This is a genomic window from Pseudomonas sp. TMB3-21 (assembly GCF_054898145.1).
Genome location: NZ_CM142718.1, coordinates 150983 through 175678 on the forward strand (window position 1 = coordinate 150983; position 24696 = coordinate 175678).

General features: G+C 56.6%; 15 protein-coding genes. 4 read left to right on the forward strand and 11 right to left on the reverse strand.

The window, feature by feature from the left end; genetic code table 11:
• Nucleotides 1-108 precede the first annotated feature (108 nt).
• Nucleotides 109-1329, reverse strand: a complete 1221-nt coding sequence (locus ACYZTS_RS00895; RefSeq protein ID WP_461993327.1) for an aspartate aminotransferase family protein — start codon at nt 1327-1329, stop codon at nt 109-111.
• Between the two features lie 318 nt (nt 1330-1647).
• On the opposite strand from ACYZTS_RS00895, the gene ACYZTS_RS00900 reads away from it, so the two are divergent.
• Complete coding sequence (locus tag ACYZTS_RS00900) at nt 1648-9408, forward strand: dermonecrotic toxin domain-containing protein (protein ID WP_461993329.1); 7761 nt, start codon at nt 1648-1650, stop codon at nt 9406-9408.
• A gap of 72 nt (nt 9409-9480) precedes the next feature.
• On the opposite strand, the gene ACYZTS_RS00905 is transcribed toward ACYZTS_RS00900, so the two are convergent.
• The 7 genes from ACYZTS_RS00905 to acs all read right to left on the reverse strand — a co-directional run bounded on the left by ACYZTS_RS00905 (nt 9481) and on the right by acs (nt 17517).
• On the reverse strand, nt 9481-10470 hold the full coding sequence (locus tag ACYZTS_RS00905; RefSeq protein WP_461993331.1) for a GlxA family transcriptional regulator: 990 nt from the start codon (nt 10468-10470) through the stop codon (nt 9481-9483).
• Nucleotides 10471-10706: 236 nt separating this feature from the next.
• The gene (locus ACYZTS_RS00910; RefSeq protein WP_010457249.1) at nt 10707-11471 is read right to left on the reverse strand and encodes an ABC transporter ATP-binding protein; all 765 of its coding nucleotides are present in this window, start codon (nt 11469-11471) and stop codon (nt 10707-10709) included.
• Between the two features lie 27 nt (nt 11472-11498).
• Nucleotides 11499-12611 (reverse strand): M14 family metallopeptidase, encoded by a 1113-nt coding sequence (locus ACYZTS_RS00915; protein ID WP_461993333.1) that lies wholly within the window; start codon nt 12609-12611, stop codon nt 11499-11501.
• Between the two features lies 1 nt (nt 12612).
• The gene (locus ACYZTS_RS00920) at nt 12613-13311 is read right to left on the reverse strand and encodes an ABC transporter permease (protein WP_028620572.1); all 699 of its coding nucleotides are present in this window, start codon (nt 13309-13311) and stop codon (nt 12613-12615) included.
• Complete coding sequence (locus tag ACYZTS_RS00925; protein ID WP_028620573.1) at nt 13308-13997, reverse strand: ABC transporter permease; 690 nt, start codon at nt 13995-13997, stop codon at nt 13308-13310. The genes ACYZTS_RS00920 and ACYZTS_RS00925 overlap by 4 nt, the downstream gene beginning before the upstream one ends.
• 91 nt (nt 13998-14088) lie before the next feature.
• Entirely contained in the window at nt 14089-14862 is a 774-nt protein-coding gene (locus ACYZTS_RS00930) for an ABC transporter substrate-binding protein (protein WP_028620574.1), read from the reverse strand.
• Nucleotides 14863-15561: 699 nt separating this feature from the next.
• The gene (gene acs, locus ACYZTS_RS00935) at nt 15562-17517 is read right to left on the reverse strand and encodes an acetate--CoA ligase (protein WP_028620575.1); all 1956 of its coding nucleotides are present in this window, start codon (nt 17515-17517) and stop codon (nt 15562-15564) included.
• Nucleotides 17518-18033: 516 nt separating this feature from the next.
• Between acs and ACYZTS_RS00940 the strand changes: the two genes are divergently transcribed.
• The 3 genes from ACYZTS_RS00940 to ACYZTS_RS00950 all read left to right on the forward strand — a co-directional run bounded on the left by ACYZTS_RS00940 (nt 18034) and on the right by ACYZTS_RS00950 (nt 21153).
• Nucleotides 18034-18297 (forward strand): DUF2790 domain-containing protein, encoded by a 264-nt coding sequence (locus tag ACYZTS_RS00940; protein ID WP_028622415.1) that lies wholly within the window; start codon nt 18034-18036, stop codon nt 18295-18297.
• A gap of 529 nt (nt 18298-18826) precedes the next feature.
• Nucleotides 18827-20077 carry a ribonucleotide-diphosphate reductase subunit beta gene (locus tag ACYZTS_RS00945; protein ID WP_028622416.1) on the forward strand — a complete coding sequence of 417 codons (1251 nt, stop codon included), beginning with the start codon at nt 18827-18829 and terminating at the stop codon, nt 20075-20077.
• Between the two features lie 92 nt (nt 20078-20169).
• Nucleotides 20170-21153: an HNH endonuclease gene (locus tag ACYZTS_RS00950; protein WP_461993337.1), complete on the forward strand. Its 984-nt coding sequence runs from the start codon at nt 20170-20172 to the stop codon at nt 21151-21153.
• Nucleotides 21154-21359: 206 nt separating this feature from the next.
• On the opposite strand, the gene ACYZTS_RS00955 is transcribed toward ACYZTS_RS00950, so the two are convergent.
• From ACYZTS_RS00955 to dcm, 3 genes are all read right to left on the reverse strand, one after another.
• Entirely contained in the window at nt 21360-22610 is a 1251-nt protein-coding gene (locus ACYZTS_RS00955) for a type II restriction endonuclease (RefSeq protein ID WP_461993339.1), read from the reverse strand.
• Entirely contained in the window at nt 22571-23062 is a 492-nt protein-coding gene (locus ACYZTS_RS00960) for a very short patch repair endonuclease (RefSeq protein ID WP_461993340.1), read from the reverse strand. Before ACYZTS_RS00960 ends, ACYZTS_RS00955 begins: the two co-directional genes overlap by 40 nt.
• A 146-nt stretch (nt 23063-23208) precedes the next feature.
• Complete coding sequence (gene dcm / locus ACYZTS_RS00965) at nt 23209-24645, reverse strand: DNA (cytosine-5-)-methyltransferase (protein ID WP_461993342.1); 1437 nt, start codon at nt 24643-24645, stop codon at nt 23209-23211.
• Nucleotides 24646-24696: the final 51 nt, after the last annotated feature.

The following is a 24696-nucleotide window of genomic DNA, read 5'->3' on the forward strand; positions in this document are numbered from 1 at the left end:
TTGATGTCGACTGACACACCATCGCGAGCAGGCTCACTCCTACAGAGAAGCGGGTCCGGCGTAACAATTGGGTTCGACGCGTGAAAAAGTCAGGCGTCGAACGGTCTATCAAGCTTGGCTCAATTTCGCCGCAGCGCGTTCGAAACGGTTAAGGCCTTCATCAATGTCGGCATCTTCAACTACCAGGCTTGGGGCAAAACGCACCACGTCGGGGCCGGCTTGCAGAATCATCAGGCCTTCACGCTCGGCGGCGTTGAAGATGTCTTTGGCCTTGCCTTTCCAGGCGTCGTTCAGCACGCAGCCGATCAACAGGCCCATGCCGCGAACCTGAGTGAACATGCCGTATTTCTCGCCGATCTGTTCAAGGCGCGCCTTGAACTTGTCGTGCTTGGCGTTCACACCGGCCAGCACTTCAGGCGTATTGACCACATCGATCACCGCTTCTGCGACTGCGCACGCCAGCGGGTTACCGCCGTACGTGGTGCCGTGGGTGCCGACGACCAAATGTTTGGCCAGGTCTTCGGTGGTCAGCATCGCCGCGATCGGGAAACCGCCGCCCAGGCTCTTGGCGCTGGTCAGGATGTCCGGAGTCACGCCGTAATGCTGGTAAGCGAACAGCTTGCCGCTGCGGCCCATACCGGTTTGCACTTCGTCGAAAATCAGCAGCGCGTTGTGCGCGGTGCACAGGTCGCGGGCGCCTTGCAGGTAGTCGAGTTCGGCAGGAATCACGCCGCTTTCGCCCTGAATCGGCTCAAGCACAACGGCGCAGGTCTTGTCGGAAATGGCCGCTTTCAGCGCCGCCAGATCGTTGAACGGCACGTGGGTGATGCCGGTGATTTTCGGGCCGAAGCCGTCGGAATATTTCGACTGGCCGCCCACGTTCACGGTGAACAAGGTACGACCGTGGAAGCTGTTGAGCGCGGCGATGATTTCGTACTTCTCGCTGCCGAACCGGTCGAAACCGACGCGACGGGCCAGCTTGAACGCGGCCTCGTTGGCTTCGGCGCCGGAGTTGCAGAAGAACGCACGCTCGGCAAAAGTCGCGTCGATCAGCTTGTGCGCCAGGCGCAGCGCAGGCTCGTTGGTAAACACGTTGGACACGTGCCACAGCTTGTTCGCTTGCTCGGTCAAGGCACCGACCAGCGCCGGGTGCGCATGGCCCAATACGTTGACGGCGATGCCGCCGGCGAAGTCGATCAGCTCGCGGCCAGACTGGTCCCACACGCGGGAACCGGCGCCACGCACAGGGATGAAGGCGGCAGGCGCATAGTTGGGAACCATTACCTGGTCGAAATCGGCGCGTTCTACCGCAGCGTGCTCAACGGACATCGGAGTCTCCTGAAGAGGAACACTCGCCGGAAACTGGCGAGCGATGGGGGGATTGTAAGGACAGTTTTCAGCCCGGCCTTGCCGCCAAGCGACAACTTCTTATAGCGCCAACCCCGGTTTCAGCCGGGTTTACGGCAATGCGACATATAGCGTCGCAAAGGCGCAGTTTAAACTGCGCACCGCTTCAGCGGCAGGATTGTCGGGATTAGATTTCGCAGGCCTGCCCGCGCCATAAACCCGCGCCATAACTATGTACCGCACCGCCGCCATCGGTAACTGATCTGCTGGGCATTCTTTTAATGTCCAAGGATTGGCCCGATGCAACCCCCAGTAGATCAGCCGCGCAAAAACCCTCGAACGGTCGCACGCCCAGACAATCACTATCAACATCTTCAGCAAGCCATCCCGCAATGGTTGGGCAACACCTCATCGACCAGACGCGCGGCGCTGAAGAACATTCAGCCCGACCTTCACCCAGCGTTGAAAAGCGCGACCGAGGCACAACATCAAGCGCTGGTGGCACTCAACGCCGAGCACTGGGCGGCACAGGATGACGTCGACCAGCAGCTCGAGCACTTTCAGGACGCCAGTGCTTTCGCCGAACCCTTGCTCAAAGAAGCACTGAAAAGCCGCTACGGCCTGGAACTGGACGTGAAGAGCACTTTTCTGCGTCTTTACGTACCGCTGAGCACTGCGCTGTTTCCGATCAAGACCGGCGCCCGTGCCTGGACCGTGTCGCTGCTGGATGCGGCTTTGCATAACTTCGACAAGGATGAAAGCGCCGACACGGCCTACGAGGCCGACTCGACCTTCATCACCGCGCCTTCAACTACCGGCCAGTTCGACACCCTGCCTGCCCTGAAGAAAACAGTGCCGATCCCGACCTTCATCAAAATGTGCCGAGAACTGGACATCGGCGGCCAGTACAAAACTTACCTCGAAGACCACCTCGGCATTTCCGATGCGAGCACCGCGAAGACATTGCGGGACAAGATTGACCAGAGCCAAAAAGCCGCGTTGAAAGCCGCCCTGCAGATGGCCCGCCTGAAACGCGACATTCGCGAAACTTCTTTTCTGTTGATCAACGGGTTGCTCGATGGTCTGCAAGGCATTCGCGTGGACGGCGAGGCGTTGGCCTGCCATGACCTGACGATGATGTCGGCCTCGCTGACGGGCATCGTTATCTTTGCGCCCAACCCTGAAAGCGCGCGCAAGACTGTCAGGGTTGTGGCCTACGTGCCGGATGACCCGGAGCACCCGATCAAGGAATACGCATCGACCGCCGAAATGGCCGTTGAACTGACCCGGCAATTGCGCTCCAACGATTACCAGCGTTTTTTCAGCCGTTTTGTGAACCATGACCACCGCGGTTTTTTCTTCGCCAACCTGAATGAACGTCTGAGCAAAATAAAATGGCATCCACCGGTGCCGGGCGACTCCCGGCCACCGTGGCGGGAAGCGCCGGTCGACAACCCGAATCTGCAGTTCGCTGTCTCACCCATTACCGGCGATCTTTGGCGGCACCTTTATCAAACCAAGCTCAACAAGATCCTCAACGATGCGGCGGTGCAGGCCGTGCCGACTGCCGCGGTCGATCGAGCGGCGCGCTGGGCGGTCTGGGATTCGCTGGTGAAAATTGCCTCGACGATTCTCGAAACGGCGGCGTTCGTGATCGCGCCGTTCGTGCCCGTGCTGGGTGAAGCGATGATGGCTTACATGGCTTATCAGATGCTCGACCAGACTTTCGATGGCATCGTCGAATGGGCGCAAGGGCGAACCACTGAAGCGTTCGAGCACCTGATGGGGACTGTGGAATCCATGATCCAGCTGGGTATGTTCGCAGTGGGTGGCGCGATTGTTGCCGGTGAGTTCCGCAAGGTATTGCCCGCCGAAGTGGTGGCATTCATCGACCGCTACAAACCTGTGCAATTGGCCAACGGACAAACCCGCTACTGGGATCCGGAGCTGAGCCGTTACCAACAAGAAGGCGCCCCGCCCGAACATTCCAGGCCCAACGACAAGGGCCTGCACCAGCACGAAGGGAAACAGTTGTTGCCTCTGGAAGATGCGCATTTTGCCGTCAGCGAAGGCGCGCATCCGGGCGATTACCAGATCGACCATCCAACCCGAGCGGACGCCTACAAGCCACAGTTGCGACACAACGGCGATGGCGCCTGGCACACCGAACTTGAGCGGCCACTTGAGTGGGACAAAGCCACATTACTGCGTCGCATCGGCCACGCTGTCGAATCGTTTTCGCCCGTTCAGCGCGAAACCATTCTGAAAGTCAGCGGCTATAACGAAGGCGCGTTGCGGCGGATGCACGTCAATCAGGAATCGCTGCCACCGTTGCTGGCCGACAGCATCAAGCGGTTCAGAATCGATCAGCAACTCCAGCAATTTGCCGAGCGGCTGGACAGCGATGTGCCCAACGAATATCTGCGCGCCGACCCGCTGACGCAGCTGCAGATCCTGGCCGAACACGGACGCTGGCCATCGCGCAAAAACCTGCGCTTTGTGGGCAATGAGGGCGAGATCAACTGGCAATCCTCCGTCGACCAAAGCTTGCCCGTGACGGACATTCGCGGTGACCGCCTGATCGATGGCGATGTCCTCAAAACGCTGCTGCGTTCGCTGGATGAACAGGACAGCAAGGCATTGCTCGGCGAAGCCTTCGGCGGCCCCACGCCCAGTCTCGAACTGCGCACCCGGACCCTGCGAAAACAACTGGTGGAGCTGGCCGGGCAACAACGGACGTCGATGTTCGAGGCGCGTTACCAGGCACTTGAGCGTAACGAAGACCCGCTGGCGGATCGCCTCTCGCAATACGATCCCCAGTTACCCGCCAGCGTGACCCGTGAATTGCTCGACACCGCCAGCGGCTCTGAACTGTTGCAGATCAGCGAAGGACAGCTGCCCGCGCGACAGCAGCAACTCATGCAACTGGCCGATCAGGAAGTGCGCCTCACCCGCGCTTATGAAGGGCTGGAGCTGGCGTCTGTGAGCAACCCGGACAGCGACACTCTGGCGCTGCACAGCCTGAAAAATCTGCCGGGCTGGACCGGCTACGTTCGCTTCGAAATCCGTGACGGTGATGTCGACGGTCCGTTGCTCGACAGCACCGGAGCGGCCGAGGCACCGATTCAGAAAGTCCTGGTGCGACGCGCCGATGATACCTGGCAACCTTTCGATGAACGTGGCCAGGAACTGCATTCGGCGGGCGACTTTTATTCCAGCGTGCTGCGCGCACTGCCCGACGCGGAGCGCGATTCGCTGAACCTCCACATCGGTCAGGGTGAGCAGCTGAAAAAAGCGATTCGTGAGCAGCCGGTGCAGCGCAGCGAGTTGCGGCTGGCGATGTCGGCTGCGCCGCTCGATCCAGCGGCCGATACCCTGCGACTGGTCGGCAATGCGCGCTATCGACCTGCCGGGCGACCCATGCCCGACCCTGACGCGCCGGGCTTTTTCGAAGACCCGGCCATCCCGCAACACACTCCGGTCACCGGCGTCGTTGACGTCTTCCAGCCGCTGGACCCCGTGCAAGACATCACCCTTGAAGACCGGGTGCGAGAAGTCTATCCCGCGTACACCGCAGCGGAAGCTCGGGCGTTGATTGCCACGCTGAGGGCGCATCCGGACGGGCTGGAAAACGGGCTGTTGCGCCTGACCAATGAATACGTGGGCCTGGTCGACGACCTGCGCCGCTGGACCAACGACATACCGCGCATAGACCCTGCCAACGGCCGGGCGCTGACACCGATCCAACAACGAGCGGCGTGGCGAGACCGGAGGATTTTGAAGGATGAAATCATCAAATGTTGGCGCAGAGAAACAGGCGGAGCCTCGGGCTACCTGCTGCACATCCCTGAAGGGTTGATCGGAGATTTGCCGACAATGCGGGCGAGCTTCGCACATGTGAGCGGTTTGTCGATCCATGGCAGCGCCAGCACCCGGGCGATCGAGCCGTTTTTACAGCGCTTCACAGGCCTGCTGTTGCTGGAAGTGAAGAATGTTCCTCTGTCCAATCTGCCGTCCTCGATCGATTCGATGCCGTTGCTGCGGCAATTGATCGTGCGCGACTGCGGCCTCACGCTGTCTGCTGCCAATCAGCAGACGCTTGCTTCACTCCCCGACCTCGCCTGGCTGGACCTTCAAGACAATCCGCTGTCATCGCCACCCAACATTCTGGCGATGCCAGCACTGCGCCGGCTCAATCTGGCGAATACCGGGATTTCCACACTGCCTGCGGGCCTCGTTGTTCATCCTGAGTTAGTCATTGGCAGGTTCGACGGCAACCGCATTACCGAATTGCCGGATGCACTGTTCAGCGTGTTGACCTCAATCAGTGACGGATTCGATTTTTCCAACAATCCGCTCTCCGCATCCGCCCGAGAAAAGGTCAAAGCGCACTACAGCAGGACGCGAAAACATTTTGGGATTTTGGCTGACCCGGCGGACATCCAGCGCACGATTGCACTGTTTCCAGACCTCGACGCGGTTCAAGCGACTGACCTGCTCTATCGCGTGCACGGAACACTTGAGCATAGTCGGCTGCAACTGGCGAAATGGGAGGCAGACGCTGTTCAACTGAATACGCGAATGGCGCAATGGGCCAACGAGATTCCAGAACATCACCCAACGACGGGACTGCCGCTGGATAACCAGGAGCGGCTTTACGAGCGCGAATCACGAGCCGATTTCCGGCGCAAACTCGAAGCCGCATGGCGCAGCAGAAAGAGTGAGCAATTTGTCGCTTCAACAGGCTTCATCGGGGAGGTGCCCGACCCTGGCGTGGACTTCAGCCATATCGTCAGCCTGAACCTGACGGGCAACACCGCCCTTTCCGCGGTCGATCCGTTGCTGCAACGCTTCCCGGCTTTGCGTCGTCTGGACCTGCGCGACTTTGCCCTCCGTGATTTGCCAGAGCAACTCACGCACATGCCCGAGCTCAGGACTTTGGTTCTGGACGATTGCGGCGTAGTGATGACACCTGAGAACCATGCCGTACTCGGCGCTCTCACGCACCTGCAGACGCTGGAACTGATCGACAATCCGTTAGGCGTCGCCCCGGACGTGTCCACGCTGCCACAACTGACGTACCTCGACCTGTCCAACAGTGGCCTCACCAGCGTTCCCGTTGGGGTGGCCGAACATCCAAAGCTGACAACCGCCATTTTGACCGGCAACCGCATCACCGAACTGCCCGATGCCCTGTTCAATCTTCCCGGGGGTCGCACTGCCGGTTTTGATTTGAATGACAATCCGCTTTCATCGGCCACTCGCGAGCAGATAAAAAACTACTTTCGCGAACAACGACAAGATTTCAGCGTGCAGGCGGATAAAGCCGATGTCGAACGCGCCAAGGCATTGTTTCCCGCTCTGGACTGGCAGGACGCCAGCGATGTGATTTACGACCTGCCGGGGACGCTGCCGGACGCCCGCGCACAGCTGCAGCGCTGGGAAACGGAATTTGCGCAACTGAGCGAAACGCTGACGAGGTGGCAAACGCAGATTCCGGATCTGCATCCTGACACCGGTCGCCCGTTTACTGCCGAGCAGGCGAGTACCGAGCAAACAGCCAGAGCCGCATTCAAGCAAAAACTCGAACGCTTCTGGCGCGCCCGGCCGGGTATCTCCCGCCTGCGAGATCAGCACTTTGCGGCAGATCTGAGTTTCACAGGCGATATTCCGATGCTCGCCGCCGATTTCAAACATGTCTCCAGCCTCACCCTCAACGGCAACGCCGGAATCAGCGCGACCGGGCCATTCCTTGATCTGTTTCCGACCGTGCGCAGTCTGGAAATGCGCAACTTCAACCTCGATCAAGTGCCTCAGGCCGTCCTCCGTATGCCAAGCCTTGGGCGACTGGCACTCAACAATTGTCGAATCACCCTCACGGCGGAAGGTCAGGCCACACTGTCGTCGTTAACCGGCCTGCACTCGTTGAACCTGAGCGATAACCCGCTGGGGATAGCCCCTGACTTGACGGCCATGCCGGACCTGAACGACGTCAGGCTTTCCAACACCGGCCTCACCGAAGTACCGGTCGGTCTCACCGGTCATCCGCACCTGAGGACCGCTCTGCTCAATGGCAATCTGATCAGCGAACTTCCCGCAAACTTCTTTGAGCTGGACCCGGATTTCGCCGAGGGAGTTAACCTTGCCAACAACCCTCTTTCCGAAATCAGTCGAGACCGGATAAAAACTTACTACGCCAGTTACAACAGGGACTTCGCCGTGTTGGCCGAACCCGCCGATATGGCACGAGCGCTGCTTTTGTTTCCCGGACTGGGTAGCGAACAGGCCAGTCGCCTGATCTATAAGCTGCCGGGCACACTGGCAAACGGCCGCACGCAGCTAACACTTTGGGAGGCGGAAATCACTCAACTCGGCGCGGACCTGACCGCTTGGGCCAACGATGGCCCCACGCATCACCCCTCGACCGGGGCCGCCTTAAGCGTGGTCGAACAAATCGCAGAGAACGTCGCAAGAGTCGATTTCAGCGAACAACTTCAGGCGTTCTGGCGCAAGCGCCTCGACAATGAACCGGAAATCAGGGCAGACAAGTTCATGTCGAACCTGGGTTTCACAGGTGATCTGCCCGCGCTGACAGCCGACTTCAGCCATGTCTCGGCGCTGGGTCTGCAGGGTAATGAAAGCCTGAATATCTCTTCCGGGTTTCTAACGCGTTTTACCGGCCTGGAACATCTGGAGCTGCGCCACTTTTCCTTGGGTCGCGTACCGGAGGCGATCACCGCTATGCCTTCCCTGAAAAGGCTGACGCTGAGCAACAGTGGTGTTGTGCTGGATGCGCAAGGGCAAGCCGCACTTTCCTCGCTGACTCGTTTGGAGGCGCTGGATCTTTTCTCCAACCGGCTGGACCAGTCTCCGGATGTGGCAGCCCTGCCGTCGCTAGTGTTTATCGACCTTTCCAGCACCGGTCTCGATCAGGTCCCCGCCGGCCTCGCCAGTCATCCAAGACTCGAATTTGCCCTGCTGAGCCACAACCGCATCACCGAACTGCCGTCCGAAATCTTCAGCATGCATGCCGAGGACAGTGCCGGCTTCGATTTCGGCATCAACCCGCTATCCGATGCAACCCGGGAACAGGTCAAAGACTACTACCAGCGAACCGGCGAAGATCTGGGAGTACTCGCCGAGCAAAACGATATCGATGAGTTGAAAACCCTGTATCCGGAATGCACCAACGAAGAGGCCAGTAAATTCATTTATCAATTGCCTGGCACGCTGGTCGATGGCCGCGCCGAAGTGGCCCGTCGGCAAGTCGAGCTCGCGACACTGAAAGCCGACCTTGAAGCGTGGACGGCGGATGTGCCGGCGCATTCGAACGCGGGCGAGCCGCTTAGTGGGCAACGTCTGCTGGAGGAGCTGCAAAAAAGAAACGTCTTCAAAGATAGCCTGGAGCAGTGCTGGCGCCGAATGTCGACTGACGGGTTAACCAGCCGCCAGCGCTTCGAGTTCAACCTCTCGATGGCCGGCGAACTCCCGACGCTGACCGCAGACTTCGGACACGTTCAGGAGTTGAACCTGGTCAGTACCGAGAGGATCGCTCCCAGGCTGGGGCGCTTTCTGGAGCGTTTTCCCAACCTGCAAAATCTGAGTGTGCAGGGTTATCAAGTGGCGGATTTGCCTGAAGCAATCACCGCTATGCGTGACTTGACCAGCTTGAGCCTCGTTGATTGCCAGATCACTCTGACACCGCTGGCCATCGATGCCATGGCTGCCCTCGACCAACTCAAAGTGCTTGATCTGCGGAACAATCCACTGGGCCAGATACCTGCCCTGAGCCCGCTGCGCGAGCTGACGACGTTGAATGTGAGCAACGCCGGGCTTACCGAAGTACCGCAGGGCTTGTTCAGCCATGGCCGTTTGCGAAAAGCGGATCTGTCGGGTAATTCCATCATCGAATTGCCGGAAGCTTTGCTGACCGCTAACCCCACCAATACCGCAGAGCTGGATTTCAGCGGTAATCCGCTGTCCCCGCCGAGCCAGCTGAATCTGGTGATATACAACGCCAGAAGGCAAAGCCTGTTGGCCAGTGAGGAAAGACTGATGTAAGAAATGGCGGGTTGGTGACGAGAACGCCCTCCGGCCATGGGACAAGATTTTCCCGTGGCCGCGAGGATAGCGTCAGCCGCGCTCGGAAGGCACCGACGACAATTCAAACGGGCTGCTGCTGCGCCGCTGGTTACGATCTTCCCGCGGCGTGGCGCCGAAGAAATTGCGATAGGCGCTGGAGAAATGCGGCCCCGAAGAGAAACCGCACGACAGGCCGATCTGAATGATCGACTTGCTGGTTTGCATCAACATCTGCCGGGCCTTGTTCAGCCGCAGCTCGAGGTAATACTGGCTTGGCACGCGGTTGAGGTATTGCTTGAAGATCCGCTCCAGCTGCCGACGGGACACGCACACGTGCTGGGCAATTTCGTCGGTAGTCAGCGGTTCTTCGATGTTGGCTTCCATGAGCAACACGGCTTGCGTGAGTTTCGGATGGCTTGAGCCAAGGCGGTTTTGCAGGGGAATACGCTGACGTTCGCCGCCTTCACGGATGCGTTCGACCACCAGTTCTTCGGACACCGCACCGGCCAGTTCGGCGCCGTGATCACGGGCCAGCACGGCCAGCAACAGATCGAGTACGGATAAACCACCGCACGCGGTCAGACGATCACGATCCCAGTCGAACAGATGACTGGTGGCAATGACTTTCGGAAAACGCTCGGCGAAATCGTCCTGCCAGCGCCAGTGCACCGCGGCACGGTAACCGTCGAGCAAACCGAGTTGTGCCAACGGATAGACACCGGCCGACAAGCCGCCGATCACACAACCGGCGCGCACCAGTTGTTTCAAAGAACTGCTGAGCGCTGGCGCCAGACTCGTCGGCGGCTCATCCGCCAGCAGGAACAGTTTCTGGAAGTTTTCCAGCTTGCCGGCCCACGGCTCACCCGGCAATTGCCAAGCGCCGTCGGTTGGCGGTTCGGCCTGCAGAAACGACAGTTCGTAAACCACGTCCGGATGCACACGCTGAGCAACGCGCAAGGCCTCCTCAGCCAGCGCAAGCGTCAGTGCTTTAGTGCTGGGCCAAATCAGGAAACCAATTCGATGGGCAGGCATGGCGGGCAATCCGAAACTCAAACAGTGATGAAGGCATGGGCCAATGCTAGCCCGAAAGTGAATGCAAATCTTGAAACCAACAAAGATCCATTGTGGGAGCGAGCCTGCTCGCGAAAGCGGTGGATCAGCCAACATCCATGCTGGATGTCACAACGCTTCGCGAGCAGGCTCGCTCCTACAGGGGAGCGGGGTCAGCTCCTGATTTGCGAAGCATGCACTATCCCGGTGCGCAACGGGCGTTCGGTTTACTTGAGGCTGCCCGAGAGGAATTGTTGCAGGCGTTCGGACTGTGGATTGACCAGCACTTCACGCGGGTTGCCGCTTTCCTCAACGATACCTTTGTGCAGGAACACCAACTGGTTCGACACTTCACGGGCGAAGCCCATTTCGTGGGTGACCACCACCATGGTCCGGCCTTCCAGCGCCAGGGCCTGCATGACCTTCAACACGTCACCGACCAGTTCCGGGTCAAGTGCCGAGGTCGGTTCGTCGAACAGCATCACTTCCGGTTCCATCGCCAACGCACGGGCAATCGCCACACGCTGCTGCTCGCCGCCGGACATATGGCCCGGGTAGGCGTCCTTGCGGTGCGCCACGCCCACCTTGTTCAGGTAATGCTCGGCTTTCTCGCGGGCTTCGGCCTTGGACATGCCGAGCACGTGGACCGGCGCTTCCATGATGTTTTCCAGCGCGGTCATGTGCGACCACAGATTGAAATGCTGGAACACCATCGACAGGCGCGAACGCATGCGCTGCAACTGTTTCGGGTCGGCGGCCTTCAGCGCGCCGTCCTTGTTCGCCACCAGTTTCAGCTCTTCGTTGTTGAGCAGAATCTTGCCCGCGTGCGGCTGTTCGAGCAGGTTGATGCAGCGCAGGAACGTACTCTTGCCGGAGCCACTGGAGCCGATGATGCTGATCACATCGCCGGCCGCCGCTTTCAGGGACACGCCCTTGAGCACTTCGTGACTGCCATAGCGTTTATGCAGGTCTTGGACTTCAAGTTTGTACATGCGGTCGGTTCTCACAAAAACAGTCAGTCAGTCGTTGAGCAAGCGCCCGTGACGCAGCGCTTCGCGCCCCGCCACCTTGGCCAGCCAGAAACCCGGTTGGGCGTAGCGCAGCCGTTCAATGGCAAACAGCACCCCGGACGTACCAGCACACACCGTGCTGACGCGATCCGCCAACGGATCGATCACTTCGAAAATTTCGTCACCGGCCTCCACCCACTCGCCGGGTTTACGCAGGAAACTGATCACGCCCGGATGCGGCGCAAACAGCAACTCGGTGCCCTCGAACGGCAGGCCTTCGCAAGCGTCTTGCGCAGGTGTCGGCCAGTCGCCGCTGATCAAGCCCTGCTCGGCAAGAAACGCGAGGATGCCCTCGGCCCAGGCTTCGGCATCAGCCCGATCAGTGTCGGCCTGGCCGGCCAGCTCGATGGTCGTCGCCAGACACGCCAGTGATATCTGCGCTTCCGGGAACAGCCGCGAAAGGCGCAGCCATGGCAGCGAACACGCTTCGTCGAACGAGCTGCCACCGGAATCTTCCGCCAGCAGGCCGACCTTCACACCCAGGTGCGCGGCGAGCGAGCGCCATTGCGGCCAGTGCTGCGGCAAGGCGTACATGTGCAGCGCGGCGTCGGTATCGCAATGCAAGTCCAGCACCACGTCGGCGGTGCAGGCATGCCCGAGCAAGATGCGCTGCATGCCTTGCAACTGGCTGGCAGCGGGCGGCAACGCGTCGAGCACATCACTCATGGCCTGGCGGATCAAGCGGATATTGGCCTGCGGGTCATCACCCAGGCGTCCGTCCAGCGCAGCCGCCACCGGGGCGCTCAGCTCGACGAAATCGCGGTTGAAATTCTTGCCGCTGCCCGCCTCGAAACGACCTTGGTGATTGCCTTGCAGCAGTTGCCCCAGGCCCAGTGGATTGGCGACCGGCACCAGTTCGATCACACCGTTGAGCAAACCTTGAGCTTCGAGTTCGCTCAGGCGCTTTTTAAGCTCCCAGGCGACGCGCATGCCCGGCAATTCATCGGCGTGCAGGCTGGCCTGAATGTAGGCCTTGCGCTCGCCCCTGCCGAAGCGGAACACCGAAATCTGCCGTTCGCTGCCCAGGTTGTTCCACGGCAATGCATGATCGATGCGTTCCATATCAGTGCTTCCGTGGGGCCAGATAGCCCAGCCAGCGGCGCTCGGCCAGTTTGAACAGGCGCACCAGAATGAAGGTTAGGCACAGGTAGAACACGCCCGCCGTGATGTACGCCTCGAACGGCAGGTAGTACTGCGCGTTGACGGTGCGCGCGGCGCCGGTGATGTCGATCAGCGTGACGATGGACGCCAGACTGGTGGTCTGCAGCATCATGATCACTTCGTTGCTGTACTGCGGCAGTGCCCGGCGCAAGGCCGATGGCAGCAGGATGCGCTTGTACATTTTGAAGCGCGACATCCCCATCGCCTTGGCCGCTTCGATCTCGCCGTTCGGCGTCGCGCGCAGGCTGCCTGCGATGATTTCGGCGGTGTAGGCGCTGGTGTTGATCGCGAATGCCAGGCACGCACAGAACGTCGCGCTGGACAGCCACGGCCACATGAAGCTCTCACGCACCGCTTGGAATTGCGCCAGCCCGTAGTAAATCAAAAACAGCTGCACCAGCATCGGCGTGCCGCGAATCACGTAGGTGAACAGCCACGCCGACATATTGACCACGGCGTTTTTCGAGACGCGCATCAGCCCCAGCGGCAAGGCCGCCAGCAGACCAAAAAACAGCGAAATCGCGAGCAATTTGAGGGTCGTCAGCAAACCGCCAAAGTACAGCGGCAGGGCCTCCCAAATGACGTTGTAGTCGAAGATCATAGATCAGCCGCCCTTACGCCTACCGAGTAGCGCTTCTCAAGTTGACGCAGTATCAGCAACGAGACGCTGGTGATCACCAGGTACATGGCCGCCACTGCGAGGAAGAAGGTGAAAGGTTCGCGGGTGGCATCTGCCGCCTGCTTCGCCTTGAACATCATGTCTTGCAGACCGACCACCGAAATCAGCGCGGTCGCCTTGGTCAAAACCAGCCAGTTGTTGGTGAAACCCGGAATCGCCAGACGAATCATCTGCGGCACCAACACCCGGAAGAACACCTGAAAACTGCTCATGCCATACGCCATGCCCGCTTCGGCCTGGCCTTTGGGAATGGCCATGAACGCGCCGCGGAAAGTCTCCGACAGGTAGGCACCGAAAATGAAACCCAAGGTGCCAATACCGGCCGCCAGTGGATTCAGGTCGATGTAGTCGTCATAACCGAGCATCGGCGCCACGCGGTTGAGCAAGTCCTGACCACCGTAGAAAATCAGCAGGATCAACACCAGATCGGGAATGCCGCGGATGACCGTGGAATACAGGTCGCCCAGCCAGGCCAGCCAGCGCACCGGCGACAGCCGCAATGCCACGCCGATCAGACCCAGAAGGATGGCCAGGGCCATGGACGACAAGGCGAGCTGAAGCGTCAGCCATGCGCCATCGAGGATGACAGCCCCGTAGCCTTTCAACATGATTCAGGTCCTCGAATGTTCGGATGAAAAAATGGCGCAAACCTCAGAGATCCTGTTGCTTGCGCCATTTCGGACTGTCGCCGGGACGTTATTACTTGCCGTAGATATCGAAGGCGAAGTACTTGTCCTGGATTTGCTTGTATTTGCCGTTCTCGCGAATGGCAGTGATCGCGGTGTTGATTTTTTCTTTCAGCGCGTCACCTTTGCGAACGGCGATACCTACGCCATCGCCGAAGTATTTGACGTCGGTGAAGGCCGGGCCAACGAAGGCGTAACCTTTGCCGGCGTCGGTTTTCAGGAAACCGTCATCCAGCAAGGTGGCGTCTGCCACGGTACCGTCGAGGCGACCGGCAGCCACGTCGAGGTAGATTTCGTTCTGCGAACCGTACGGCTTGATCTCGGCACCCAGCGGAGCCAGGACTTCGCGGGCGAAACGCTCGTGGATCGAACCGCGCTGCACGCCGATGTTCTTGCCTTTGAGCTCAGCCAGGCTGTCGCTGACCTGAACGCCCGATTTCATCACCAGACGTGCCGGCGTGTTGTAGTACTTGTTGGTGAAGTCGACAGACTTCTTGCGGTCTTCAGTGATCGACATCGAGGACAGGATGGCGTCGATCTTGCGCACTTTGAGGGCCGGAATCAGGCCGTCGAATTCTTGCTCGACCCAAACGCACTTGACCTTCATTTCTTCACACAGGGCGTTGCCGATGTCGTAGTCGAAACCAACGATGCTGCCGTCTGGAGCTTTGGAAGCGAACGGCGGGTACGCCGCTTCGATACCAATCTTTACAGGCTTGTCATCAGCGAAGGTTGGCAGAGACAGCACGGACAGTGCCAAGGCGCCAAGCAGCACGAGTTTCTTCATCTTTGGACTCCATCGGTAAAGGGCAAAAACGGCAGAGTGAGCGACAGCCCAATATGCGAGTGAGTGGAACCGGAAAGCGGTTGCTGCGTCATGCCAAGCGTACGTTGTTTTCAACACACGCAACGACGAGCGAGTGATCGGCATTCTAACGACAGGCCCGAAGTCGATATTTCTTCAATGCGACAACAAATTACAGAAGCACCGAGAAAGCCGTTTGGGCACGTTGACAGCCCTGCAATTTCATGCAAGACCAAAAGAGATTAAACCGATCTATGCTGCAAATTGCGGGCCTATTATTGGCAAAGCCTTCTAATCCGGCAAGCTTGGCGTTGATTCAAATTTTTTATTGAGGGAAAGGGTGCTCTGGAGCGAGGCATTGCGTTTCCCATCGCCCCGTATCGGCGCGGGTGGTTACACATTTGGTTACTTGAAGGGCAGCGGGTAACAGAGGGAAATGGACTACAGGGTATGTCGATAATTATTGGCTGGTGTTTATTCGGTGTCTGACAGATGGCCATCGCCAGCAGGCTGGCTCCTACAGGGGAGTTGAGTCAGGCGGACATTCTGGGTTCGCTGCAGCTCAACTGTGGGAGTGAGCCTGCTCGCGATGAGGCCGGCCTGACCAACATGAAACCCAGGCAAGAAAAAACCCCGTCAGGCTCGCCGCCAGACGGGGTTTCAATGACTCATGAATAGGGTTTACGCCACATTCATCGTCTTGTGCGTATCTATCAAATGCTGCACCACGCTCGGATCCGCCAGGGTCGAAATATCGCCCAGCCCATCGTATTCAGCCGTGGCGATCTTGCGCAGGATGCGGCGCATGATCTTGCCCGAACGGGTCTTCGGCAGCCCCGGTGCCCACTGGATGACGTCCGGCGAAGCAATCGGCCCAATCTCTTTACGCACCCAATTCTTCAACTCGATACGCAGTTGCTCGCTCGGCTCTTCGCCGCCGATCAAGGTGACGTAGACATAAATGCCCTGCCCTTTGATGTCGTGCGGCACGCCCACCACAGCCGCTTCGGCGACTTTCGGGTGCGCAACCATCGCGCTTTCGATTTCGGCAGTGCCCATGCGGTGGCCGGACACGTTCAGCACGTCGTCCACACGACCGGTGATCCAGTAATAACCGTCTTCATCGCGACGGGCGCCGTCACCGGTGAAGTACATGCCGCGAAAGGTTTTGAAGTACGTATCGACGAAGCGGTCATGATCGCGATACAGCGTACGTGCCTGACCTGGCCACGAATCAAGAATCACCAGATTGCCCTCGGCGACGCCTTCGATGATGTTGCCCAGGTTGTCGACCAACGCCGGCACCACGCCGAAGAACGGCCGCGCGGCGGAACCCGGTTTCAAGGCATGAGCGCCCGGCAACGGGCTCATCATGTTGCCGCCGGTTTCGGTCTGCCACCAGGTATCGACGATCGGGCAACGGGATTTTCCGACGTTCTTGTAGTACCAGTCCCACGCTTCCGGGTTGATCGGCTCACCGACCGAACCGAGCAGGCGCAGGCTGCTGCCGTCAGCGCCTTCAACCGCCGCTTGACCCGACGCCATCATCGCGCGGATCGCGGTCGGTGCGGTGTAGAGGATGTTGACCTTGTGCTTGTCGACGATCTTCGCCACCCGGGTAATGTCCGGATAGTTCGGCACGCCTTCGAACAGCAGCGTGGTCGCGCCATTGGCCAAGGGGCCGTAGACGATGTAAGTGTGGCCGGTGACCCAGCCGACGTCGGCGGTGCACCAGTAGATTTCGCCCGGGCGGTAGTCGAACACGCGCTCGTGGGTCAGCGCGGCGTAAAGCAGATAACCGCCGGTGGTGTGCTGCACGCCTTTAGGCTTGCCGGTCGAACCGGAGGTATAAAGGATGAACAGCGCTTCTTCGGCGCCCATTTCTTTCGGCGCGCAAACGCTGCCCGCCACTTTCATCAGGTCTTCGTACCAGATGTCGCGATGCTGGTTCCACTTGATGTCGCCACCGGTGCGCTTGCACACGATGACTTTCTGAATGCTGCTGGTTTCCGGATTGGTCAGCGCATCGTCGACGTTGGTCTTCAGCGGGATCTTCTTGCCGGCACGAATGCCTTCGTCGGCGGTGATCACCACTTTCGAGCGGCAGTCGATGATGCGACCGGCCAGGGCTTCCGGTGAGAAACCACCGAACACCACCGAGTGAATCGCGCCGATCCGGGTGCAGGCCAGCATGGCGACCACGGCTTCGGGGATCATCGGCATATAGATCGTCACCACGTCGCCGCGGTGCACATCCTGGCCGCGCAAGGCGTTGGCGAACTTGCAGACTTGTTCGTGCAGCTCGCGGTAGGTGATGTTGCGGCTTTCGGAAGGGTCATCCCCTTCCCAGATAATTGCGATTTGATCGCCGCGCTCGGCCAGATGACGGTCGAGGCAGTTGTAGGAAACGTTCAAGGTGCCATCGGCAAACCACTTGATGTCGACGTGGTGATCGTCGAAAGACGTCTGTTTTACCGCGGTGAAAGGTTTGATCCAGTCGAGGCGCTTGGCTTGCTCGCGCCAGAATCCATCGGGGTTGACGACCGACTGCTGGTACATGGCTTTGTAGGTTGCCTCGTCGGTCAGCGTGTTGGCTGCTACCTCGGGACGAACGGGATACAGAGAAGCCGCACTCATCTTTCTTACCTCGGTGGAATAGTTGTTTTTGTATGGGCCCAGTTGTAACGGGGCCGGGCCTATAGAACCATTCGACGATGGTAGTAACAAGGCCCTACAAATTGTCGTGGATAGCAGCCGCCACCGCGAATTTGTAGCAACTGGCGAAGCCTGCGTCCGACTGCGCAGCAGTCGCAAGATCCGTCGACGCGGTCTTTCAGCAAATAGCGTTTTGCCGATCGGCGACTGCTGCGCAGCCGAACGCAGCCTCGCAGGCTCGGCAGTTGCTACAAAAACCGCGCGACAGCTGAGTTATTCGATGATTGTTACAAAATCTGTCAAAAGTGTTTATCAAAACCCCACCTATATGAATGCCTCCCCCACGCTTAGAATCTGTCCCGCCAACACGGCAAACCCTGATTAACCAGGTTGCAGCCCCCACGAAGGCAGTTAATCAAAAAAACTCCATATCCAGTTCCACACGCAATCCCAAAAAGATTGCGTGACCCCATTCGACCTCAAAAAGGTAAATCTGAAATGAAAGCTCTATTAGTTCTGGCCCTCTCCAGCCTGTGCGCCACCGCCATGGCAGACGAGGTCCCGACTGATGTCGCCCAGCAACAACCGATCGTCGAGCAATACACTTACTCAAGTCACCCGGACATCGCCAAAGTTATCTCCATGAGCGATATCCCCAATGTGTGTGAAGTTGTGCCGGTGACAATGGAATACGACGACTCCAAAGGCCAACGCCATATCATGCGCTACACCGTCATGGGCAACGGCTGCTCCAACGGCTGACCAAGACTGCCCGCAATCGAGCCTTTTTAGCGCGTCGCTGCAGGTCGATTCCAGCCCGGCTCCGGCCGGGCTCAGTTGTGTTGAGAAGCGCAAAAAGTCATTGCAAAACACAAGATGTAGTGAAAAACGGCATTTTTGGATGTTTTTTGAACAACATCTGTTCAGCGTCCAAATCAGCGAAAAAATTTTTGCATCAGCCAAAGCCCTGTATTACCTCGCTTTGCTCGGAAAACCCTCCCTCTCGGCCCCTCCATGAGCCGATTCGCCGCACCACGCCGGCAAAAACTTCCTTATAATGCCGCCTAAACGGGCCCGCAATATTCCCTTACAGGGACGAAAAGCCAGTCTGAAGCCCCGCAGCCGCGTCCGTCGCAGCCTGCGCTATCAGAGGCTCTCGGAACCCCGTACAAAATTCTGTTTGATGCCTGCGTATAGCTGCTGAAAAACGACCTTTATCCAACGCGGCCAGACCGACCGTGTGAATCACCATCACATGGGCATCTGGCCCTCACGCAGGAGACGACACGTCATGCTGAGCTGGGACGAATTCGACAAAGAAGACAGCGCTGAAACCGTGGTCAAAGGCGCCAACGCCGGCCACGCGACTGAAGCCAACATGGACCGCCTCGACACCGCCGGTGGCGTTGCTGCCCAAGAAGCTCGCGCTGTCACCGCGTCTGACTCCGCCGCCATCGCTCGCGCCAAGGCTGCACTGGACAACCTCGACATCGCCGAAGGCCTGGCCGAACTCGAAGGCGCCTCCGCCCGTGTCGCCGTTGACGAAAAGCGCATGATCAACTGCCGCGCCGACCTCAACCAACTCGTGCCCTTCAAGTACGACTGGGCCTGGCAGAAATACCTGGACGGTTGCGCAAACCACTGGATGCCGCAAGAAGTCAACATGACCGCCGACATCGCCCTCTGGAAAGACCCGGAAGGCCTGACCGACGACGAGCGCCGCATCGTCATGCGCAACCTCGGCTTCTTCTCCACCGCCGACTCCCTGGTTGCCAACAACCTTGTGCTGGCTGTCTATCGCTTGATCACCAACCCGGAATGCCGCCAGTACATCCTGCGCCAAGCCTTCGAAGAAGCGATCCACACCCACGCCTACCAGTACTGCATTGAATCGTTGGCCATGGATGAAGGCGAGATCTTCAACATGTACCACGAGATCCCGTCGGTCGCGAAAAAAGCCACCTGGGGCCTCAAATACACCCGCTCGATCTCCGATCCGAAGTTCGAAACCGGCACCGTCGAAACCGACAAAGAGTTGCTGCGCAACCTGATCGCCTACTACTGCGTTCTGGAAGGCATCTTCTTCTACTGCGGCTTCACCCAGATCCTTTCCATGGGCCGCCGCAACAAAATGACCGGCGTCGCCGAGCAGTTCCAATACATCCTGCGCGACGAATCCATGCACCTGAACTTCGGCATCGACGTGATCAACCAGATCAAAATCGAAAACCCGCACTTGTGGGATGCCGAGATGAAGGAAGAAGCTTCGCAGATGATTCTGCAAGGCACTCAGCTGGAGATCGAATACGCCCGCGACACCATGCCTCGTGGGGTGTTGGGGATGAATGCGGCGATGATGGAGGATTATCTGAAGTTTATTGCTAATCGTCGTTTGTCGCAGATTGGTCTGAAAGAAGAGTATCCGGGGACTACGAATCCGTTCCCTTGGATGAGCGAGATTATGGACTTGAAGAAAGAGAAGAATTTCTTTGAGACGAGAGTTATTGAGTATCAGACTGGTGGGGCTTTGAGCTGGGATTAAGATTTTACCGTGGCGGCAACGCCGCCACGGTCTATCTTGAGTTATGACTTCCCATATGAAGCTTTCCATGGAGCCAAACTAGAAGGAGCGATATGTTTAAGGCAAATGATGTATGGGATTACGGCTTCTTCAAAAGACTCTCAAAAAACGATACGGGCCATGACAGCAATCAATCAGGCCCTCTAATAAATATCGAAATTCAAGAATTCCTGCCTCCAATCCAAGCCAAGCCTACCGACCTCAAGTCTGCTGTATCTATCCCACTAAATGCAGAGCTCTGGAATGGCGATCTCCAGCTAAATAGGGTGTCTGTAAGATATCAAATACAGTCATGGCCTAAAAAGATAAAGAGAAACGGTGAGTTCAAGCAGGAAAAACGAATAACAAGAAATATGAACGAGCTTTTTGAAAACGCGTCACAAGGTGATTTTCTGGTGATGCAACGCCGGCAAAATTCTACGACAGACTACCGTTTTACTTTAATAACCAAAAAAAATCCTCTATTCAAAAAACTAATAAGAACCACCAAGAACGCTCCTATAGGCCCAATCTACGATAAAACCCCACCAGAGTCTTTTACGAAACATGCAGAGGAAGCTAAAAAACTAGAAGAAATCTTAGAAAAAAATGATTTTCATCCTGTAGAAAAGAACCCCAATACATCACGATCCATCATTACCGAATATTGCAGAGACAAAGCTTTCCGGGAAAAAGTGCTTAAACTTTATAACTATAAATGTGCAGCCTGCCGCAAAGGACTCACTTGCCCTACTGGACTAAGAGAAGTCGACGCTGCTCATATTATTCCTAGGAGCTACGCAGGAGCGAATGACGCACGAAATGGAATAGCGCTCTGCAAAGCTCATCACTGGGCATTCGACAGAGGACTTTTCTGGATTGATGAAAAACGAGAAATACATGTACCGCAGATAATTAGAGAAATGAAAGAAAATAAAGACATTACCAGGCTTCATACTCGGAAAATCTCCACACCAACAGTACGAAAACTTGAGCCAGACCTGAGAGCCCTAGAGTGGCACAGAGAAAATTCTGGCTACGGTGACAGTGTCGAATGACGAAAAAATTCAGATCTTCGACTCAATCTTTCATGGATAATCGTTGAGCTGCTTTCTAAAGGGCATTGATCAAGACGTTAGCTTTTCAGGTGGAGACTTGCCAACAAGGGCGTGCGCGTTGAACACAAAGGTTACCGAGCCGGGATCGTTCACCAGCCGTTTTTTGATGTATGGAAGAGTTTTCATAAAACCGATATGAATAATTCTTACACTGAAGTCTGCTTAACCAACTCTACAAACTCGCCAAGACCTAGCAACCACTTTTTTTGCGTGCCAGTATATGTTGCTTTAATTTTTTCTGGCACTACTAGGTTTAAACGATGAGATTGCATCTCCATAGTCTGATGTTCACTAATCGCCGACTCCATAGTAATCAAGTGTTTCACGGGAATTCTGTTAGCCTCGGACAATACTTGCCGCCACCGATCTTTACATGTTGTCTTAGCCCCTAGCATTATTAGTTTCCCATCGGGAAACTCAGGGTCACGATACTCAGAAAAACCTGGAAAAATAAAATCAGGTCTAGAATTATTCTCGGTCACGGACCCTTTACCTCGACCCTGTTGAAAGCGCAAACCGTGCAATCGGAAAATTTCGTCTAGATGCCCCTCAAACGCGTGGCCCACCCTAGATTTTCGACGGTTTTGCACGCTCAAAGAGAAACTGATGAACTCATCAACATCGTCACCCGCCTCGCCGAAGCCACTGCGAAGTTGCTCCTGAACCAAATGCCGCTCGTAGATACGAAAAAGTTTTTCTTCATGCTCCATCCAATCAACAATGGTCTGATCAGAGCAAGCTATAGGGTCGACAATCTCTTCAATAGATTTTCTCGCATAAACCGAGAACTCAGATGTTGTTGGAAAAGCCTTCCCGCCAAACAAATTAATGAGCTGCTCAAGCCAAACGCCATCGCCCGTTTCAACGGGACTTAACTCAATACCCAACTCCTCTAACATTAACCGTAATGGTAAAAGCAACTGAACAGAGTCCAGCGTTCCCGATGTGAATCTTTCGTCTACGTGATTCAGACCGAACAGAAGCCGCAACTGGCTTTCAATCGTGCTACCTGCTGGCGTAAATATCATTAGCAATGAACCGTCACGCATTTTCGCTACAAGATGGAAATCTCCCTCTTCGAGCAGCTCAGTCACCGCATTCTTATTGTAATAGAGACGAAATTCAGCACTTCGATGAGGCTGCTTTCGCCGACAGTCGTACCAAGTGACCAGACCCTCGCTGATGTCCGGCGCAACAGACTCATCCGTGATATAAATTTGCTTTGCTTTAAATCGATACTCCTCGCTCTTCCCGGGGGTACCTAGGTACTGCTTGAATCCCGCAGCAGGCAGGCCGCCAATTTCATGTTGATGAGAACGGGCGGGATCAGCATCCACTGCGCTCAGATATTTGGCAGCTACACCTTCAAAGTAATCGCTAATGCGGTCGCTGAACATGAGTTCTCATCGATTTGTAAATGTTCATTACCGTTTATCAGCCACTCAGCTATGAGGTCAACCAATAAAAGCGATTTCTCTCTTTTCATTGACCTTACCGCACACTCCCAGACGACAAGCACTCTCCACCCTTGGCCCAACAGAGAAGCCTCCTGAACGCTGTCCCTGATCTGATTTTTACCTATCTTCTCAAGCCAAAAATCGGGTCGTGTCTGGGGAATCTTGAAGTATCGACAGGTGTGTCCATGCCAAAAGCAGCCGTGAACAAATACCACTGCATTGTATTTTGGTAAAACCAGATCAGGCTTACCGGGAAGGTGTTTAACGTGCAGACGGAAGCGAAAGCCACGCGCATGCAGCGCTCTACGGACCAAAATCTCTGGTGTTGTATTTTTACCCTGAATACCGGACATCATTCTAGAGCGTGTAGCTACATCTACGACGTCGACCAAGATCCACCCCTAATGTCTGCGAAAGCTCAACTCCCTTGTATACCTTGAGCCGCACCGCTCTCAAGGTTGGATTTGAGTTTTCTAATGCGTCTAGGAGTGCCGGCGCGTGTACGCGCCGGTTCTATGGATGGAGCTAAACACATCCCTCAGTCAGGCAGCGCAAACTCAAGCTGGGGTCGCTCTGCGTCAGCTGTCTTTTCCTTTGCCGCCAAAATACGCTCCTTCATCAGACGAGCAACTGCTTCAAAAACCGGGACCGCTACCGAGTTACCAAATTGGCGGTATGCCTGGGTGTCGGATACAGGTATGACGAAGGTACTTTCACCCGGTTTGTCGAATCCCATCAGGCGAGAACATTCGTGAGGCGTCAGTCGTCGAGGACGATTGAGATGATTCAGCTCACTGTTGAAGTCCAAGGTTTCCACAAACCCACGGTCAACCAAAATTTCCGAGCCGTCCTTGTGGTATCTCGCTGAGAGGGTGCGAGCCACGTCGTTTGGACGGGTCAAGCCAAAGCCAAAACCATTGCCCTTCTCACGGTGCTTTGCGGCATAGCGATAGAGGTAGTCCCAAAGCTTCGGCGTGAGGATGTATTTTTCATCCACATCCTTATCAAGCAAATCGCCAAAGCTAGGCCGCTGCTTTGGTATCAGTTTGCTGATGTCACGCAACGTGAAACCTTGGTGAACATTCAGGTCACGACGGAAACCTACCAGCACAATTCGCTCACGATGCTGCGGAACGAAATGCTTGGCATCGATGACCTTGGGGTCTGAACCCTTCGGCGCGTTTACATCTGCGACCTCATAGCCCAGCTCATCCAGCGCTTCGCAAATGATCCGGAACGTGTTGCCCTTGTCATGGCTTTTCAGGTTTTTCACATTTTCAAGCAGGAATGCGGCAGGCCTTTTCGCGGCAATGATGCGGGCTACGTCGAAGAACAGAGTGCCTTGGGTCTCACATTCGAAACCATGTTTACGCCCTAAGGAGTTTTTCTTGGAAACACCGGCAAGGGAGAATGGCTGGCACGGGAAGCCTGCCAAGAGGACATCGTGATCAGGAATCTCGCGCCTGATGTTTTCGTAAGCTTCTTCGTCGCTGATTTCTGGTTTGTCGGAAAGCGTAACCGAGCGAATATCGAGGTTGAAACGATGGCGAACTGGATCACAAAAGTGGTTGGCCTTGTAGGTTTTGACCGCGTACTTGTTCCACTCGGATGTGAAAAGGCATTCGCCACCGATGGCTTCAAAACCTTTTCGGATGCCGCCAATGCCTGCGAATAGATCGATGAAGGTAAAAGAGGGTTTGTGATTCAAACGCTTGGGGAGCAGCGCTTCCAGGCGAGTGAATTCAATGTGGGAAAGCTTCGGCGAAGCCTTGCCTTTGACCCAGCGATTGATCGTTTCACGACACCAATGGGTTGGGCTCACATCGTTGAGAATCTCGGCAAGCTGCCCCTGGTCGTAGATCTCCAGCAACTTATGGAGCAGGGCAAGATCGGTCACAGGATGAGTGTCTGGCTCATACGAGCCTGAAGTCATTTCGCTCAGAGATTCAAAAGATGGCGTTTCAAAAAGATTCATGAGCCCGAAATTCCTCTGGGTCAAAGCTGTGACGATTGGTCACCATTCTAG